This is a genomic window from Salinispirillum sp. LH 10-3-1, assembly GCF_030643825.1.
GTDB lineage: Bacteria > Pseudomonadota > Gammaproteobacteria > Pseudomonadales > Natronospirillaceae > Salinispirillum.
This window is the reverse complement of record NZ_CP101717.1, coordinates 1297331-1312403: the sequence shown is the minus strand read 5'-3', so window position 1 is coordinate 1312403 and position 15073 is coordinate 1297331. Positions and strand designations below refer to the sequence as shown.

Annotated in this window: 9 protein-coding genes; 5 read left to right on the top strand and 4 right to left on the bottom strand. The window is 53.8% G+C overall.

From position 1 onward, the window contains the following. Nucleotides 1–2: 2 nt before the first annotated feature. The 4 genes from NFC81_RS05810 to glk all read right to left on the bottom strand — a co-directional run bounded on the left by NFC81_RS05810 (nucleotide 3) and on the right by glk (nucleotide 6383). Nucleotides 3–1271 (bottom strand): DUF4032 domain-containing protein, encoded by a 1269-nt coding sequence (locus tag NFC81_RS05810; RefSeq protein WP_304996587.1) that lies wholly within the window; start codon nucleotides 1269–1271, stop codon nucleotides 3–5. A 184-nt stretch (nucleotides 1272–1455) separates the two neighbouring features. Continuing rightward, entirely contained in the window at nucleotides 1456–2550 is a 1095-nt protein-coding gene (locus tag NFC81_RS05805) for a sn-glycerol-3-phosphate ABC transporter ATP-binding protein UgpC (RefSeq protein WP_304996586.1), read from the bottom strand. A 299-nt stretch (nucleotides 2551–2849) separates the two neighbouring features. Beyond that, complete coding sequence (gene malQ / locus NFC81_RS05800; protein WP_304996585.1) at nucleotides 2850–5051, bottom strand: 4-alpha-glucanotransferase; 2202 nt, start codon at nucleotides 5049–5051, stop codon at nucleotides 2850–2852. Nucleotides 5052–5378: 327 nt separating this feature from the next. Then, a complete protein-coding gene (glk, locus tag NFC81_RS05795; protein WP_304996584.1) occupies nucleotides 5379–6383 on the bottom strand; it encodes a glucokinase in 1005 nt (334 codons plus the stop codon). 309 nt (nucleotides 6384–6692) lie between these two features. Between glk and hexR the strand changes: the two genes are divergently transcribed. From hexR to aceF, 5 genes are all read left to right on the top strand, one after another. After that, entirely contained in the window at nucleotides 6693–7538 is an 846-nt protein-coding gene (gene hexR / locus NFC81_RS05790; RefSeq protein ID WP_304996583.1) for a transcriptional regulator HexR, read from the top strand. 217 nt (nucleotides 7539–7755) lie between these two features. After that, a complete protein-coding gene (gap, locus tag NFC81_RS05785; protein ID WP_304996582.1) occupies nucleotides 7756–8784 on the top strand; it encodes a type I glyceraldehyde-3-phosphate dehydrogenase in 1029 nt (342 codons plus the stop codon). A gap of 194 nt (nucleotides 8785–8978) precedes the next feature. Beyond that, a complete protein-coding gene (gene pyk, locus NFC81_RS05780) occupies nucleotides 8979–10424 on the top strand; it encodes a pyruvate kinase (RefSeq protein WP_304996581.1) in 1446 nt (481 codons plus the stop codon). A gap of 151 nt (nucleotides 10425–10575) precedes the next feature. Then, entirely contained in the window at nucleotides 10576–13233 is a 2658-nt protein-coding gene (gene aceE, locus NFC81_RS05775; protein WP_304996580.1) for a pyruvate dehydrogenase (acetyl-transferring), homodimeric type, read from the top strand. A gap of 44 nt (nucleotides 13234–13277) precedes the next feature. Continuing rightward, the gene (gene aceF, locus NFC81_RS05770) at nucleotides 13278–14903 is read left to right on the top strand and encodes a dihydrolipoyllysine-residue acetyltransferase (RefSeq protein ID WP_304996579.1); all 1626 of its coding nucleotides are present in this window, start codon (nucleotides 13278–13280) and stop codon (nucleotides 14901–14903) included. Nucleotides 14904–15073: the final 170 nt, after the last annotated feature.

Below are 15073 nucleotides of genomic sequence, written 5' to 3'. Positions count from 1 at the left end.
TATTAGCGACTTTCTTGAAACAAAGTGGTGTCCGTCATATCCGTACCGGAGCGCTGACGCAGCACATTGTCGATGTACGATTGCACTGCGGCACTTAGTCCGACGTCCGTTTTGGAGCTTTCCGAGATGAACCAGCGGTGTTCCAGAATCTCGTGATAAAGCTCGGCGTCGTCCAATTCGCCGCGTAACTCGTCGGGCAAGGCATCAATGGCCGGCTGAAAGATCTCGGTGAGCCAACGGTAGGCCGCCAGCGATTCGGGCACTTCCCGCCCTGCTTCACCCGACCACCACGCGCGATAGCGATTCAAATCATTCAACAACCGACGCGCCTGATTCTCTTCTACACGCAAGCCCGTCAAGGTCGCTAAAATGCGCTTATGGTGCCACGGCTCCACGACCTTAGCGCGCATCCGCATGCGCTGCCCTTCTTCTACCGACTCCAATTGAATCTCTTCAACATCAAAGCCCATGTTATTCAGGCGTTGGATACGCTGTTCAACCAAATATTGTTCATCGCGCGCAAAAATTTGTTCCGACGTCAGCTCATCCCACAGCGTGTTGTACCGTGCCACCAGCGACTCAGCCAACTCCACCGGGTCCAGCCCGCCCGGCAAGCCATTGAGCAGCGCCTCAATGTCCATCAGGTCACCGGCCAAATTGGTGAAGGCGACTTCAAGATCGTACTGGCGTCGGCCTAGGCTCAGCTCGGGCAGCAATTCACCAGTCTCTGCATCGACCAAGTAGGCTGCCAACTGGCCCGCATCGCGGCGGAACAGAGCGTTCGATAAGGAGCAATCGCCCCAGTAAAAACCGGATAAATGTAACCTGACTAACAACTCAGCCAGTGCATCCAGCATATGATGCAGACGCTTTTCCGTCGTGCCCCGCTCAATAATGACCCGATACGGCAGAGCTCCGTCCAAGTATTCGGTGATCAACAAGGCGCGCCCGGTCATGTCCATGCCATCGTTTGGCTTGGCGCGGCCCGACAGCGTTTTGTCGCGCTCGGTCACCACACAGATCGGCTCTACCACGGGCAAACCCAACTCCCCCAGCTCACGCAGCAAACGGTACTCTTTCTCCGCGATGTGCTGCGCCAGCTCCTTTAACGCATAGACTTTGTCGCCACGCGGTACAAAGCGCACCACATTGCGATGAATGCCTCGCGCCACTGGCACAAACAACTCATCCGGCCATTCGGTGAGGTGTTTACTCCAAGGGAGCTCCAAATCCGTAAAGTAGTGCGATGGTGAGGCAATCTGAAATTTCATAAGGTTTCCGTCAACGAACAGAGACTATAGTTGGGTAGTGTAGTGCGCTTTTCAAGCGCTACCTATGGAAAAGCCCCCTAAACCACTCAGTTCTCAAGCAAATCTCCCAGAGAAAGGCGGTATAAATGACGGCAATAAAAAACCGGCACTAAGGCCGGCTTCTTGTCCTCTTACCCCTGCCCGATTACAGGCGGTTCTGAGTCTCACCGTCGAACATGTGCAGGCGCTCAAGATTCACGTCAATCTTGATACGATCACCGATGCTCGGCACCTTGTGCGCGTCCATCTTGGCAATGATGCGCTCTTCCACGCCTTCAACTGCTACATAAACCACCACTTCGTGACCCAGAGTTTCCACAATCTCTACCGTGCCTTCGAAGGTCGCGGTGTTCTTCCACTCATGCTCATCGGCCTGACGCGTGTGCTCAGGACGGAAGCCAACGTACACGGATTTTCCGGCATTGGCTTTAGCGGCGTCGGCCCAAGCTGCTGGCACGGCGAAGGTACTGCCAGGCAACTCTACTTTGCTGCCATCAGCCGAGAACTGGCCTTTGGCGATGTTCATATTAGGCGTACCAATGAACTGCGCCACGAACAGGTTTGCCGGCGTGTCGTACAACTCAAGCGGCGTACCTACTTGGCGCAGGTTACCGTCGTGCAATACAGCAATACGGTCACCCATGGTCATAGCTTCTACTTGGTCGTGCGTTACATAGACTGAGGTGATAGCCAAACGCTTTTGCAACTTGCCGATCTCGGCACGCATTTGCACGCGCAGTTCGGCGTCCAAGTTAGACAGCGGCTCGTCGAATAAGAATACCGATGGCTTACGAACAATAGCGCGACCCAAGGCCACACGCTGACGCTGACCACCCGACAGAGCTTTAGGCTTGCGGTCCAACAGATGCGCCATACCCAGGGTATGTGCGGCTTCGTTTACCAAACGATCAATTTCATCTTTCGGCAATTTACGCAGACGCAGACCGAAAGCGATGTTTTCACGTACTGTCATGTGTGGGTACAGGGCGTAGCTCTGGAATACCATGGCAACGTCGCGATCTTTCGGATGGACGTTGTTAACGCGGCGATCGCCAATGTACAAGTCGCCTTCTGAAATTTCTTCAAGGCCGGCAATCATCCGCAGCGTGGTCGACTTACCACAGCCTGATGGGCCTACCAACACCATGAATTCTTTGTCTTTGATCTCAAGATCAAGACTCTTAATGATGTTTACGTCACCGTAACTTTTTACAACTTTATCAAATTTTATACTGGCCATTGGTATCCACTCGTTGTTCTTCTGTGAATTGCTCTTTTGCAAAGCAGTCCGGCTAGACCGAAGCTACCTTACCCATCCGCGTTGCTCTGAAAGTCATGAGCTGCTGTCCTGGATGTAGTCTTTTTATTATTGGCAGTGCTGGCGCATACGCCGCAGTGCTTCTTGTAGAAAGCACTATGCGTAAAGCGCGGAGACAATTCAAGCGAAAGTGGCTATTTTAAAATCCACCCTACACTAATCTCCACCCTTTTTATAAATAATCTCCACCTTTCTAAAATATCCACCCTAGAAAACTGACTTCAACTGCGCCCTTCTCGTACCCGTGTCAATCGCTCGCAAAACGCCTGCGTCTCTGGCTCGCCAAAGAGTTCTTGCGTATTGCGCGACAACTTTCGCCGCCAGTTCGGGTATTCGTCACTGGTGCCGGGCACATTGACTGGCTTGTTAATCAACAGCATGTCTTCCAATTGCACCACCACCATCTGAGAACGACCGCTGGCCAGGTATTCATGAATGGCGTGACTCAATGGCAAGGTGATTTCGGGGAGGTCACTGGCTTGCGCGGGCACACCTTCGGGCAAACGACCATCAGCCGCCAAGGCGTTGAGTATCTGTTGTTTTGCGCCATCGCGATTCACCAACTCTACATCGTACGACTCAGGCGTGGGGAACATACTCAGGGTACGCCGCAACGCCAAGTCACTCTTATTCCAATAGGCTGCCACGGTCGGCATATCGTGATTCGCCACTATGGCTAAGGCCTTCTGGGCGTAAGCACTGGGTGGCGTCACGCCCGCTGGCGACGCTTCAAAGTAGAACACCTTGTTTGAGTAAAGTTGTGCTGCCGGAAATAGTTCTACGACCTGCTCAGGCACTGTCCCCAGATCTTCAGCAATCACCATGCACTGCTGCCGCTGGCTCTCGAGGTTGAGAATCCCCAGCAAGTCGTCCAGCTTGTAATGTACGTAAGCCCCTTGTGACGCGTCCTCACCTGGCGGGCACCACCACAAGCGAAACAACGCCATGGCATGATCAATACGCAGCGCACCGCAGCCGCGCATGTTGTTGCGCACCAAGGTTATGAACGATTGATAGCCATCTTCTTCCAGCTTGATCGGATCCAGCGGTGGCAACCCCCAATTTTGCCCGGTCGGCCCCAAGGCATCAGGCGGCGCTCCGACACTGGCTTCAGTGCAGAAACGCTCACGATTCGACCAAATTTCGGCACCGCCACGGTCGGCACCCACGGCCAAATCACGATACAGTCCTACGGCCATACCCAAATCTTCGGCCACCTGATTCACTTGCCGCAGCTGTTCATCGGCAATGAATTGCAGATACATTGAATACAGCAAGGCTTCTTCGTGTTCGGCGGCGAACGCCTGCACCTCTGGCGAATCATGACGCTGATAAGCTTCAGGCCAGACCGGCCAACCCCAAGCATTGATATCCAGTGCCTTAAAGTGCGCCAGCAGCGCCTCAAACAGGGCATGTTGACGCAGCGGCTCACCATTGGCTTCAACAAACGCATGGAACGCCTGCGCGCGCGCAGTGTCTTTGGCTAGGTGGTTTTTTAAGAATTCGGCAAACAGCGCCTCGAACAAGCCGTACTTAAGCGGACTGACCTGCGCATAAGGCACCTGCTCGGCTTCTCGTGCCGCAATCAACTGCGCCTGAAATGCTTTTGCATTCACCTTCTTCTGCAGTGCCTTTGATTGCTCGAACTCTGGCACCCGGGTGACGTCCACATACAACGGATTAATAAAGCTGCGATTGGACGGACTGTAAGGGCTGGCGTGCTCAGCACTGACGGGGTACAGCGCATGAATCGGGTTGAGACCAATCACTCCGGCACCACGCGGGGCCATTTCGCGGATCAACTCTTCCAGATCAGAAAAATCACCCATGCCCCAATTGCGTTCGGAGCGCAGGGTGTAAAGCTGAATGGCCGTACCCCATATTTTGTCGCCACGCGCCATGACGTCGTTTTGGTAGCTCTCCGCCGGAGCAATAATCAATGACGCCTCGGCCTGCTTATCGCCTAGTCGCATGTATAAACGGTGATAACCCAGCTCCAGACTCTGCGGCAACATGAGCACACGACGCACATAACGTCGGTCTTCTATCCAATACTCACCGGACTCCGGTAGCTGCGCTGCAACAAAGCTGCCTTCACCACCCGTACCGCCTTGCTCCAGCGTAATCGACCACTCGCCAGTCTCTTCGAGCATCCGGTCCCATAGATGAAACTCGACACCCCACTGCTCGGAACGGGGCGATAACACATAAACGGGGCGCAACAGATGAGTCCATGGTGCAGCATCCAGCGCAAATATAGCTTGGCGCACAGCCTCGTCATTGCTGAGATCGTAACCCATAGCCCGGAGGATTTTTTCTTTACGCGCTTGCGGAATAACCTCCTCTTCGCCCAGATAATTCGAAAATCGATCGGCAATACCACGATGAAAGGCGAGTTTCGCAATGAGTTCTGGATTGGCCATGTACTTCCCCTGAGACTAAATTCCTGACAACCAGTCCGGTGGCATTGGACGCAGCAGCGCGGCTACCGGCCAACAGAATGATTTTTTGAGTGTGCTTTTAATTGTATTTGCAATGGTGAGTTATTTATCACCAGCGGAAGGGAAACAACAAGGCTGAATAGTCGGACAGTGGGTGGAAAAGCCACCCCAGGGTGCATTCAAACCCCTTTAGGGTGTAGACGAACGGTCGGGTATGCTAGATGGCGGGTGTGAACACCCACCCTACGATTAGCTATTATGTAGGGTGGGCGCTTTTCTACAGAGCATACCCGCCGCTCAAGGATAAGTTTAAGCGGCCTGCCAATCGTAATTCAGTACCGCTGCTGCACCCAACAAGCCTGGCTGTGCTGACACGATCACATAGGTCGGAATTCCGGCGTTATAGGATTCAAAACGCGCTTTATTTTCGAAGCGCTGGCGAAACGCACTGGCTTTGAAGAAATCCATAAAACGCGGCACGATGCCACCCGCAATAAACACCCCGCCCTTGGCACCAAAGGTCAGCGCTACGTCGCCTGCGTAACTGCCGATCACGGCACAGAAACGCTCCAACGCTTCGACACAGACGGCATCACTGCCCGCCAACGCGGCCTTGCTGATTTCCGGCGCCTTAAGCGACTGCGCGGCAACACCACGAACACTGCACAGGGCACGATAGATGTTTTCCAGACCCATTCCTGAAATGAGCCGCTCCGACGAGACGCGCGGCAATTCTTGCAGCAAGAACTCAACAATCTGCATTTCCGTTTTATCGGTCGCTGCAAAATGCGCATGGCCGCCTTCGGTTTCCAACGTCACTGGCCCGACCGGGCTGAAAGCCAAGGCAGCCAAGCCGAGGCCTGTACCCGGTCCGGTAACTGCCATAGGCTTGCCTGGCATGGGCTCACCGCCACCCACTTTTATCGCTCCGTGCGCACCCAAATAGGGGATGGAATTGGCGAGGGCGTGGTAGTCGTTAATAAAGCGCAGCTCTTCGAAACCCAAGGTAGCTTTTAACTCGCTGACGGAGAAAGCCCACGTATGGTTGGTCATCTTGATCCAATCTTGGTCGGTTGGACAAGCGATCGCCAAACAGCCACGGGTTGGCTGAGCATATTCAGCAGGCAGTTGCGCCAAGTAGAACTGAATGGCATCCGCAATAGTGGCGTAGTCGGCACCGTTAAGGGTTTGCTCAGCAACCACATGCTGTTCGCTGAGCGCCAACGTACCCTCTTCCATTGCTACCTGAGGTACCAACGCAAAACGTGCGTTTGTGCCGCCAATGTCTGCAATCAACCCATACTGCTGTGCCATGCTGAACCCCTTTCCAAATCTTTATGTAGTTCTTATGTTTTATTCACTCGGGCCATAATAACCGGATCGGAATGCACGCCCAAGGAGGAAATCTGACGTTGCTCTCCACCCTTGGCCACCCCTAGCCACGCTTAACCGCCACCCCAAGCCAGCCATGCCGGCCGAAGAAAACCATTTCACCATGATTCTCCGTGCACTTGCACTGTAATTCAATTACAAAAACCAGTATTGACGGCTTCGAATGCGATGATGGTTTCGCCCAACCTGAAAGTTAACTACAATTAGTGCCTCGCAAAAGGGTTTTCACGCATGTCCGATGTCATAGAGCTGATACAAACGCATTTCGACCGGCTCTCCAAATCTGAGAAGAAGGTAGCGGACGCTATTTTGGCGTCACCAGAAACCGCTATTCACACCAGCATTGCCAGCATGGCTGTGCTCGCCAACGTCAGCGAGCCGACGGTCAACCGGTTCTGCCGCAGCATTCAATGCAAGGGCTTTCCTGACTTCAAACTGCGCTTGGCGCAAAGCCTCGCCAGTCATGGCTCGTTCGTGCGCCGTGAGATATCGCCCCAGGACGACATGGGCACCGTCGTCGAGAAAGTCATTCATTCGACCATCTCCAGCCTACAAGAGCTGGAGAAGCAGATTGACCACCACGCCTTACGGCAGTCTGTCGACATTCTCACCAGTGCCAAGCGCATTCACTTTTACGGACTGGGTGCCTCTGGCCCGGTAGCCCAAGATGCCCTGAACAAGTTTTTCCGCTTAGGCGTCCCGGTAGACGCCAGCACCGACTACCTGATGCAGAAGATGACCGCAGCCATGGCCACGCCAGACACCGCCTTTGTGGTCATCTCCTATACCGGTCGTACGCAGCCCTTGATTGAGGTCGCTGCCGAAGCCGCCATGAACGGCGGCAAGGTAATCGCCCTGACTACACCTGGCTCACCGCTGTCGGAAGTAGCCACCGTCACGGTGGGTGCGCCGTCGCGGGAAAACACGGATCTCTTTACCCCCATGGTCAGTCGTATGCTGCACCTCACCCTGATCGACATTCTGATGACGGGCGTAACGCTGGCGAAAGGCGACACCGTTGAAGAAAACTTCCGCAAGGTGAAGAGCGCGCTGTCCTCGACTCGGCGAACGATCTAACTCACTCCATGCTGTCCTGGCGTAGCAAGCGCACAACGGCTTGCTGCGCGCCCCTCATGTAACAAAACTACAATTTTAACGATTAAGAACGCCAGAATGTTTGAAAATTACGAACTTAGGCGTATGATTATGTAACTAACTTACAAAGTTACTAATAATTACACCAACCCGTGCAGTAGGCAGAGAAGGCCGTACACACAAATAATGGGAGCTCAACATGTCTAATATTCGCGTCGCTATCAATGGCTACGGCCGCATCGGTCGCAACATTCTGAAAGCTTTGTATGAAGCCAAAGCTGAAGGCAAGAACTACCCTATCGACATCGTTGCCATCAACGACCTCGGCGACTCCAAGATCAACGCGCACCTGACCAAGTACGACACCGTGCATGGCCGCTTTGGTTTCCCAGTCGATTTCGACAACGAAGCTCTGTACGTGAACGGCGACAAAATCCGTACTTTTTCACAACGCAACCCTGCCGACCTGCCTTGGGCTGAGCTGAAAATTGACGTGGTTTTCGAATGCACCGGTTTCTTCACCTCTAAAGCGACTGCTTCTGCGCACATTCAAGCAGGCGCCAAGAAAGTCATCATCTCTGCTCCAGGCACTGAAGTAGATGCCACCGTTGTTTATGGCGTGAACCACAACGTCCTAACCTCAGATATGACTGTCATTTCAAACGCTTCATGCACCACCAACTGCTTAGCGCCCGTCGCCAAAGTATTGAACGATGCATTCGGTATCGAAGCGGGCGTGATGACCACCATCCACGCTTACACTAACGATCAGCGCTTGTCTGACGTTTACCATTCAGACCTGTACCGGGCGCGTGCCGCTGCGATGAACATGATCCCAACCAAAACCGGTGCAGCTGCAGCGGTAGGCTTGGTCGTTCCTGAGCTGAAAGGCAAGTTCGATGGCATGGCCGTACGCGTACCGACAGTGAACGTGTCGTTGGTGGATCTGTCGTTTATTGCTAAAAAAGCACCGAAAGACGCCGCTGAAGTCAACAAGGCTATTGCTGATGCAATCGCCAAAGACCCCGCCTTGGCTGAAGCCATGATGGTGAACGAAGAGCCGTTAGTAAGCATTGACTTTAACCACAGCACCTACACATCTAATTACGACGCTACACAAACGCGTGTGCAGGGTAGCCTCGTTAAAGTCATGTCTTGGTATGACAACGAGTGGGGCTTCTCGAACAAGATGCTCGACAGCGCACTTGCTCTGATGACAGCGAAGTAAAACAACGAAACCGACCTCCCTCACAGAGGTCGGTTTTTCTTTTTTTTGATTTGTGTTTTTCTGAGGCTCGCGGAATCACCCCCGTCTTCGGCTTATATAACAAGCCACTTTTCTATAGACTAGCTCGGGTTTCGGTTCAGCTGTGCAGCAGAAGTACCTCCTTATCGTAAGATGACAGAGCGAGTTTCTTTATCATGATGCGTAGAACCAAAATCGTAACCACCCTGGGTCCGGCAACGGATAAACCGGACATGCTGGAAAAGTTGATTCTTGCGGGTGCCAACGTCGTGCGCCTGAACTTCTCCCACGGCAGCCCGGAAGACCATAAGCAACGTGCCGACATGGTGCGTGAACTGGCCGCCAAGCATAATCGTTTTGTCGGCATCCTAGGTGACTTGCAGGGTCCAAAGATACGCATTGCCCGCTTTAAAGACGGCAAGATCATGGTGAAGACCGGTCAGGAATTCCTGCTCGATTTGGATCTGCCGAAAGACATGGGCGACGAGACCAAAGTAGGTATCGACTATCCTGCATTGGCAGAAGATTCAGCACCGGGAGACATTTATCTGCTCGACGACGGCCGGGTACTACTGGAAGTCACGCGTGTTGAAGGCAACAAAGTATTTACCAAAGTCACTCAGGGTGGCCCGCTGTCTAACAACAAGGGCATCAATAAACTGGGTGGCGGTCTGAGTGCCAAGGCGCTGACCGAAAAAGACATTGCTGACATCAAGACCGCTGCGGCGATTGGTGTGGACTACATCGCCGTATCATTCCCGCGCAGCGCGGAAGACATGATCGAAGCTCGCGAGCTGTTAACCGCTGCAGGTTCGAACGCGCAGTTGATTGCTAAGGTTGAGCGTGCGGAAGCGGTCAATGACCATGCTGTACTCGACGGCATCATTTTGGCGTCCGACGGTGTCATGGTCGCACGCGGCGACTTGGGCGTTGAGATTGGTGACGCGCAATTGATCGGCGTACAGAAGCATTTGATCTCGCGTGCTCGTGAATTGGACCGCGTGGTCATTACCGCGACACAGATGATGGAGTCGATGATTACTAACCCGTTCCCAACACGAGCTGAAGTGTTCGACGTTGCGAACGCGGTACTGGACGGCACTGACGCCGTCATGTGTTCCGCTGAAACAGCGGCGGGTGATTACCCGATTGAAACGGTTAACACCATGGTCAGCGTGTGCTTGGGTGCCGAGAAGCACCGCAAAGCGACCCGCTCGCGCCACCGTCTTGACTTGGAGTTCAAGCACGTGGACGAAGCCATTGCGATGTCGACCATGTACGCAGCGAACCACCTGAAAGGTGTCAAGGCCATTGTGTGTGTGACCGAATCCGGTTCTACACCATTGTGGATGTCACGCATCAGCTCTGGTATACCTATTTTCGCCATGACGCGCCACATTGATACGGCGCGCAAGGTTACGCTGTACCGCGGTGTAGAGCCGCTGTTCTTAGACGTAACCAGTGTGGCCCCCGACCAAGTGAATCACTTGGCGGTGAACGAACTCAAGAAACGCGGTGTCGTGACCGATGGCGACCTCGTGATCATCTCTAAAGGCGATCATTTAGGCGTACACGGTGGCACAAACCGCATGAAGATCGTGAGCGTTGGTAACATTCTGTAAAAATAACAACTAGACTCCAAGGCACGTCAGTGAATGTGCCTTGCAGGACTCACAGAACTGACTGCCAATTTTACTGCGGCCGAACATGATTAATTTTGTGCTCGGCCATAAATGGTTTTAGAACCCCGCCAACGACGAGGTTAAGCGGAATATGGAACGAGATATTGATCCTATTGAAACGCAGGAATGGCTTGATGCGTTAGCATCTGTTGTTCGTCATGAAGGCCCGGATCGTGCCCAGTATCTGTTGAAACAACTCTCCAATGAGGTGTCCAACACATCCCGGTCCGACGTACCCTTCGCGATCAACACGCCATTTCGCAACACCATCCCGGTCACCGACGAAGCGCGGTTCCCCGGCGACTTAGAAATGGAACGCAAGATCCAGGGCTACATCAACTGGAACGCAGTCGCGATGGTGGTGCGAGCCAACAAGTCCGGCGATGATCTCGGTGGTCACATTTCTTCTTTCCAGTCGTCAGCTTTGCTCTACGACATCGGTTTTAACCATTTCTGGCGCGCTCCGAACGACGAGTTTGGCGGCGACCTAATCTACTACCAGGGCCACATTTCTCCTGGTATTTATGCGCGCTCTTTCATTGAAGGTCGCTTAACCGAAGACCAACTCGACAACTTCCGTCGCGAAGTGGATGGCAAGGGTCTTTCTTCTTACCCCCACCCTTGGTTGATGCCGGAATACTGGCAGTTCCCGACCGTTTCTATGGGTCTGGGCCCTATTCAAGCGATTTACCAAGCGCACGTTATGCGTTACTTGGAAAACCGCGGCAAGATCAAACCCGGCCGTCAGGTATGGGCCTTCTTGGGCGATGGCGAGTGTGACGAGCCAGAAAGCCTGGGCGCCATCTCCTTGGCTGCACGCGAAAAGCTGAACAACCTGAATTTTGTCATCAACTGTAACCTGCAGCGCCTCGACGGCCCGGTACGTGGTAACGGCAAAATCATCCAGGAACTGGAAGGTGTGTTCCGTGGCGCTGGTTGGAACGTGATTAAAGTATTGTGGGGCGGCGCTTGGGACAAACTGCTGGCGCGCGACAAGTCGGGCATGCTGCAAAAGCGCATGGACGAAGTGGTCGACGGCGAAATGCAGGCTTATAAAGCTCACGGCGGTGCTTACACGCGTGAACACTTCTTCGGTCGTTACCCTGAGACCGCAGAACTGGTTAAGGACATGACCGACGACGAGATTTATCACCTCGCGCGTGGCGGCCATGACCCATACAAAGTCTACAGTGCCTACAAACAGGCCGCTGAACACACCGATCAGCCTACGGTTATTCTGGCCCACACTGTTAAAGGTTACGGTGTAGCAGCCGGTGAAGCGCAGAATGCGACGCACCAGCTGAAGAAGCTGGACGTAGAAGACCTGAAAGTATTCCGTGACCGTTGTGGCGTTCCCGTCAGTGACGCAGACCTTGAAGCGGGCAAGATCCCCTTCTTCCGTCCAGACGAAAATGCACCGGAACTGCAATACATGAAGAAGCGTCGTCTGTCGCTGGGCGGCTACCTGCCACAGCGCCGTCCTAATGCGGACCAAACGCCAAACGTTCCCTCATTGGAGTCGTTTGAAGCACTGCTGAAAGACACCGGCAAGCGCGAAATTTCTACCACCATGGCACTGGTGCGCATGCTCGGTACTTTGGCGAAAGACAAAGACATCGGCGAGCACATTGTGCCCATCGTACCCGACGAAGCCCGTACCTTCGGTATGGAAGGCATGTTCCGTCAGGTGGGTATCTATTCTGCTTCAGGACAGCTCTATGTCCCGCAGGATAAGAGCCAGGTCATGTGGTACAAAGAAGACAAGACCGGTCAGATTCTGCAAGAAGGCATCAACGAAGCCGGTGCCTTCAGCTCGTGGATGGCGGCGGCAACGTCTTACAGCACCAACAACCTGACTCTGGTGCCATTTTATATCTACTACTCCATGTTCGGTTTCCAGCGTATTGGCGACTTGGCGTGGGCAGCGGGTGATATGCAGGCACGCGGTTTCTTGATCGGCGGCACATCCGGCCGGACGACCCTGAACGGTGAAGGCTTGCAGCACCAAGATGGCCACAGCCACATTTTGGCAGGCACCATCCCGAACTGTGTAACCTATGACGCCACCTACTCTTACGAAGTGGCGGTTATTGTGCAGGACGGTATGCGTCGCATGGTCACCGAGCAGGAGAACGTGTTCTATTACCTGACCACGCTGAACGAAAACTACCAGCATCCTGAAATGCCTAAAGGTGCCGAAGAAGGCATCGTGCGCGGCATGTATTTGCTGGAAGACAATGTAGGCAAGGCCAAGAAAGCCGTTCAACTGTTGGGCAGTGGCTCCATTCTGAATGAAGTACGCGCCGCCGCGAAGATCCTGAAAGACGACTTCGGCGTCAGCGCGGATGTCTGGGCTGTGACCAGTTACAACGAGCTGACACGCGACGGTTTGGCGGTGGATCGCCAGAACCTACTGCATCCGGAAGCGGCCGCACAGGAAGCCTATGTCACCAAGGCACTGAAAGGCCGTAAAGGCCCTGTTATCGCCTCTTCTGACTACATGAAGAACTATGCGAATCAGATCCGTTCATGGGTACCAGGCAGCTACACCGTGTTGGGTGCTGATGGCTTTGGCCGCAGCGACAGCCGTAAGAAACTGCGCCACTTCTTTGAAGTGGATCGCTACTGGGTCACGGTTGCCGCATTGAAAGCGCTGGCCGACGATGGCGTTATTCCCGCCGCCGATGTGACCAAAGCAATCAAGCAGTTTGGTCTGGACACAGACAAGCCTAACCCAGTGACAGTTTAACTCTCTGGCGGTCCGCACCGCGGACCATCAGCTAAGGAGCTTTTATGGCGACTGAAATTATTAAAGTCCCCGACATCGGTACCAGCGACAAGGTCACCGTGGTTGAGGTAAGTGTGAAAGTCGGCGACGTGATCGCCGAAGACGATACACTGATTGTATTAGAAACAGACAAGGCCTCGATGGATGTACCGGCCCCTATGGCCGGTAAAGTCACCAAGCTGAAAATTGCCGAAGGCGATGAAATTGGCGAAGGCGACGAGATCCTCTATTTAGAAGTAGAAAAGGCGGAAGCAGGAAACGCCAGTTCAGACTCTGACAATGCGTCTACGGCCCCGGCACAGAAATCCGCAGAGAAAGCTGAAGCGGCACCAGAGGCTCCAGCAGCCAGTGGTGCGGTGAAGCCCATCGAAGTGCCCGATATCGGTACGACCGAAGCGGTTGAGATCATTGAAGTACACGTCAGCGTGGGCGACATCATTGCTGCCGACGACGCCATCGTGACGCTGGAAACCGACAAAGCCTCAATGGAAGTCCCTGCCCCAGAAGGCGGCGAAGTGGTTTCTGTTAAGGTCAAAGTGGGCGACAGCGTAAGCCTCGGTGATCAATTGATTGAGATCCGTGCAGCGGGCGGCTCTGCCCCGGCGGAATCCAAGCCAGCAGCACCGGAAAAAGCGGAAAAAGCCGCTGAACCCGAAGTGCCTGCGGCGGCGAAGAAAGTACACGCACCGGCGATTGTTACCGGCGACGACGATGAACTGATACGGCCTTCGAAGCCTGTACACGCTGGCCCGGCGGTTCGCTTGCTGGCCCGTGAACTGGGTGTTGACCTGGCACAGGTACGTGGCAGCGGTCCTCGCGAGCGCATTCTGAAAGAAGACCTGACGGCCTTCGTGAAGAAGAAAATGCGTGAGCCAGAGCGTGTGTCTGCGGGTGCGGGGATTCCTGCTGTGCCGGATCAGGATTTCAGCAAGTTCGGCTCCATCGAAGTCAAAGAAATGGGTCGTATTCAACAGCTGACTGCCGCCAATATGGCGCGTAATTGGTTGAATATTCCCCACGTCACGCAGTTTGACGAAGCAGACGTGACCGACTTAGAAAGCTTCCGCAACTCGCTGAAACCACAAATGGAAAAGCGTGGCGTGAAAATTTCTCCGCTGGCGTTCCTGGTGAAAGCCTGTGCGGCGGCCTTGCATGAGTTCCCGAACTTCAACGTTTCGCTGATGGCTGATGGCAAGCACATCGTGCAAAAGCATTACGTGAACATCGGTATTGCAGTCGACACGCCGAATGGCCTGATCGTTCCTGTTATCAAGGACGCGGACAAGAAGTCTATCTGGCAGATCGCTGAAGAGATCATCGACTTTGCTCAACGTGGCCGTAAAGGCCAGATCAAGAGCAATGAGATGCAAGGCGGATGTTTCACCATCTCCAGCTTGGGTGGTTTGGGCGGCACGGCGTTTACGCCGATCGTCAATGCGCCGGAAGTGGCGATTCTGGGTGTATCTAAGAATCAGGTGAAACCGTTCTGGACCGGCAAGGAGTTCGTACCTCGTACCTTCACGCCGCTGTCGTTGTCGTACGACCACCGTGCAGTAAACGGTGCAGACGCAGCCAAATTCACCACCTATGTGTGTGAAGCTTTGACTGACTTACGTCGTATCCTGTTGTAACAGGCTAAGAAGGCGCTAACCCTTTGCGGGTTAGCGCCCTTATGGGAGCATCTAATAACCCCCTTTTCTCAAGCTGGCGTTGTTAAAAATGTCCTCAAAATGTTCACTGGCTTGCCAGAACGGCCATAGGTCGGCCCGAAGGGTGAGCGAAGCGAATATTTACAGTTAGT

What these genes read in the sequence shown, in the direction of transcription:
- malQ (WP_304996585.1), bottom strand. Translation starts at nt 5,051, where the DNA reads ATGGCCAATCCAGAACTCATTGCGAAACTCGCCTTTCATCGTGGTATT.
- hexR (WP_304996583.1), top strand. Translation starts at nt 6,693, where the DNA reads ATGTCCGATGTCATAGAGCTGATACAAACGCATTTCGACCGGCTCTCC.
- gap (WP_304996582.1), top strand. Translation starts at nt 7,756, where the DNA reads ATGTCTAATATTCGCGTCGCTATCAATGGCTACGGCCGCATCGGTCGC.
- aceF (WP_304996579.1), top strand. Translation starts at nt 13,278, where the DNA reads ATGGCGACTGAAATTATTAAAGTCCCCGACATCGGTACCAGCGACAAG.
- pyk (WP_304996581.1), top strand. Translation starts at nt 8,979, where the DNA reads ATGATGCGTAGAACCAAAATCGTAACCACCCTGGGTCCGGCAACGGAT.
- NFC81_RS05805 (WP_304996586.1), bottom strand. Translation starts at nt 2,550, where the DNA reads ATGGCCAGTATAAAATTTGATAAAGTTGTAAAAAGTTACGGTGACGTA.
- glk (WP_304996584.1), bottom strand. Translation starts at nt 6,383, where the DNA reads ATGGCACAGCAGTATGGGTTGATTGCAGACATTGGCGGCACAAACGCA.
- aceE (WP_304996580.1), top strand. Translation starts at nt 10,576, where the DNA reads ATGGAACGAGATATTGATCCTATTGAAACGCAGGAATGGCTTGATGCG.
- NFC81_RS05810 (WP_304996587.1), bottom strand. Translation starts at nt 1,271, where the DNA reads ATGAAATTTCAGATTGCCTCACCATCGCACTACTTTACGGATTTGGAG.